Source organism: Pseudomonas baetica, from assembly GCF_051216495.1.
Taxonomy (GTDB): Bacteria; Pseudomonadota; Gammaproteobacteria; order Pseudomonadales; family Pseudomonadaceae; genus Aquipseudomonas; species Aquipseudomonas baetica_B.
In genome coordinates this window covers 1-1663 of sequence record NZ_JBPKAM010000235.1, presented here as the reverse complement: position 1 = coordinate 1663, position 1663 = coordinate 1, and the positions used below count along the sequence as shown (strand labels likewise).

General features: G+C 61.2%; 2 protein-coding genes. Both read left to right on the top strand.

Annotation, left to right across the window (positions count from 1 at the left end; translation table 11 throughout):
* Window positions 1-138: 138 nt before the first annotated feature.
* The gene (locus tag ACSFE6_RS31460) at window positions 139-1233 is read left to right on the top strand and encodes a serine hydrolase domain-containing protein (protein ID WP_435431260.1); all 1095 of its coding nucleotides are present in this window, start codon (window positions 139-141) and stop codon (window positions 1231-1233) included.
* Complete coding sequence (locus ACSFE6_RS31455; RefSeq protein ID WP_435431259.1) at window positions 1230-1541, top strand: amidase; 312 nt, start codon at window positions 1230-1232, stop codon at window positions 1539-1541. Before ACSFE6_RS31460 ends, ACSFE6_RS31455 begins: the two co-directional genes overlap by 4 nt.
* The last annotated feature ends 122 nt before the right edge of the window (window positions 1542-1663 follow it).

The window sequence follows — 1663 nt, the reverse complement described above, 5'->3', positions numbered from 1 at the left end:
GGCTCGCTCCCACAGGTGAATGCATTTCAAATGTGGGAGCGAGCCTGCTCGCGAAGACGATGTTACTGACAACACAAATCCCGGAATTGTCATCAACCTCGACTAGGCTCAGCGGGTTAATCCCCATGAGCCCACGCCATGTTCAAAGGCTTGCCCCTGCTTTTCATGCTGCTGTTCAGCCTCTCGGCTTACGCCGAAATCTGGCCCGCCGAACAATGGCAGAACGGTTCGACCATCGCCGGGCCGGCAGTTAAAGCACTTGAGGCCTACGCCTTCCCACCCCGCGATGACACCACTCGCAAAGGCATCCGCACCGACGCCTTGCTGGTGATCCGCGACGGTCAATTGATCTACGAACGCTACGCTGGCCCGACCCGTGCCGACACCCCGCACCTGACCTGGTCGATCAGCAAGAGCCTGATGGCCACGGTCCTCGATGTGGCCTATGGCGAAGGTCGCTTCAAGCTTCAGGACCCGGCCGCCAAATACTATCCGCCGCTGCAAAAACACCCGGACATGACCCTGGCCGATTTGCTGCACTGGGCCTCGGGCCTGGACTGGCAGGAAGACTACGAATACGCCCCATTGAAGTCCTCGGTGGTGGCCATGCTCTACACCCGTGGTCACCCGGACATGGCCACGTTCACCGCCGATCACGCCAGCTATGCCGCGCCGGGGCAGGCGTTTCGTTATTCCAGCGGTGACAGCAATCTGTTGTCCGCCACGCTGAAAACCATCGTCGGTCCGCAGCGCTACGGGGACTATCCGTGGACTGCCTTGTTCGAACCCCTGGGCATCCGCCATGCCGTCTGGGAAACCGACGCCACGGGCACCTTCGTCGCCTCGTCCTATGCCTATCTCACCGCGCGGGACCTGGCCCGCATCGGCCTGTTGATGGCCCGCGATGGTCGTTGGGGTGAGCGGCAATTGCTGCCCAGGGACTGGGTCGCGTTCAATCGCGAGCCGTTCGCTCGTTATCGGGACAACCAGGATGATGCTGTGCCGGGTGGTCATTGGTGGCTCAATCGGACTGCGGACGGTGCTGCAAAACCCTGGCCCGATGCCCCCATCGATACCTTTGCCGCGCTGGGGCATTGGGGGCAAGCGATGTACGTGATCCCCAGCGAAAAGCTGGTGATCGTCCGTTATGGCGATGATCGCGATGGCAGCTACCGCCACAACGAGTTACTCAAACTCGCCCTCAAGGCCTTTGCCGGGACGGTGCAGCCATGAAGCGCCGACGGTTTAGCCGTGTTCTGTCGTTACTGCTGATCGCCTTGCTCGGCTGGATCTGGCACGAACGAGTCGCGCTGTGGGCATTCCCCGACATCATCAGCGCCTACACCGCCAAGGAATATTGTTCGTGCCGCTATGTGATGAACAACGACGCCGAGTACTGCCGCGGCTACGTGAAGCAGTGGCTGCCCACCAGCGGCTTTACCGATGACGCCACGAGCAAGCGCATCACCGTCAGCGGCATGGGGCGCAGCAACAGTGCGGTGTGGATTGGCGAACATCAGGGCTGTCGCCTGTCCCCATAATCGACCTGTAGGAGGGGGGAGGGGGGGGGGGGGGGGGAAAACACCAGCGGGGGTGGGGAAGGCAGAAGTATTGCTGGTGAACACCATAAGTACTCGCGCTTCTCCCCATATCTTCTTTGTCC

Bases quoted from the DNA above. Each gene is read 5' to 3' on its own strand.
- ACSFE6_RS31460 (WP_435431260.1), top strand. From the start codon at position 139: ATGTTCAAAGGCTTGCCCCTGCTTTTCATGCTGCTGTTCAGCCTCTCG.
- ACSFE6_RS31455 (WP_435431259.1), top strand. From the start codon at position 1,230: ATGAAGCGCCGACGGTTTAGCCGTGTTCTGTCGTTACTGCTGATCGCC.